We start from the raw sequence: 1,348 nt of genomic DNA on the forward strand, positions 1-1,348 counted from the left end.
AAAGAGAGTAGTGCCCATCTGACGATGAGGTACGTTTCATGAAGCAAAGTAATAAAGGTAGTAAGTGGTGGGTTGCTCTTAGCGTAAGTTTTTACTTCGCTGCGGCGCCTGTACCTGGTGGGGAAGCAAAATTGAATTTCAATGGCGCACATTTCTTCAACGTGAATGTTACTCAAGTGACGAACAATATCACTGTTACAAACATTCCACCGGTGCATTCTAGCATTACACCGCCCAAACCGAAGCCTAAAGTAAACAAGGCGACTCACAAGAGTAGCTGCGTGCGCTAAGGTAGTGCCCGTTTTTTTAAACGGTAAAAGGCTCCCGACAGGGAGCCTTTTTTATACTTGTCTATTCCTAAAACATCCTCAATAGCGTATAAAGGCAGGGGATAGTTACAGGCTGCGGTTAAATTGTTGTTTAATAACTCTTTAAATTATAAATTTAACATAATCTTTGTTATGCGCACCAATATTGTAGTAGCTAAATTGAGATGTCCGTATGGCCAGATGAAGTTCGCGCTATAGCCTCGCCACAACGATCGCTGCTTTCAAAGGATGAGACTCATGACGGCATACGGAAAGGAGTTTTTCTGAATATAACAATAACATCCGACCTTTTCACGTCTTGTTGCATAATCAGAACTCACGGATTATCGTAATAAAGTCAGTTGTAGAGAGTTTCCCATCCGGCCAGACTTACCAGCTTGCACCGGAACCGTAATAAAGCCGACCTTACCAGTCGGTTTTTTTACGTCCGCGCTATTCCGCTTAGTTTTAACCCATTTATGGTGATGTTCCTTTTTCTGGCATAAAGGAGCCAGCCCTCAGACAATTGAAACATCAGGATACTTTTGACCATGCCTTTGTCATGCCTGTTGCGGTGAGTTGAAACAGTGCGATTTACACTGGTTGCAAAGGTGCTAAACTTATTTACCTCTACACTTAGGACACTAAATGGTGTCCTGTATGTACATTTGGAGGATGGGATGGATAAAATCACAGCGATTACCACGTTTGATCGTTACAACCTATCCGGGCGATATGTATTCGGCTTGTCTGATCTCAAAAATATGTTCCCTGAGGAATCAGAGCGCAGTATCAAAGCTTCCATCAGAAGGCTTACCGACGCCGGCATTCTCATCCGTGCTGCGCCAGGCGTCTATGTCAACAACCGGTCAGCTAAAGACAGCTACATTCTTGAGCACATCAGTAGATTCATTCGCCGCGGAGAATACAATTACATCAGCCTCGAGTCAGCGCTTTCTCAGTACGGGATAATTTCTCAGATTCCGGTTGACCGGTTAACGGTCATCACCACAGGTCGCAAAGGTGAATTCAGGACGCCA

At 44.3% G+C, this 1,348-nt stretch carries 1 protein-coding gene; it reads left to right on the top strand.

Annotated features, from left to right (window positions below; all coding sequences use genetic code 11):
* Positions 1-988: 988 nt before the first annotated feature.
* On the top strand, positions 989-1,348 hold a 360-nt coding region (locus tag ACZ6JY_RS40810; RefSeq protein WP_469204662.1), incomplete at its 3' end, for a hypothetical protein.

Source organism: Streptomyces sp. NPDC046335 (assembly GCF_055587985.1).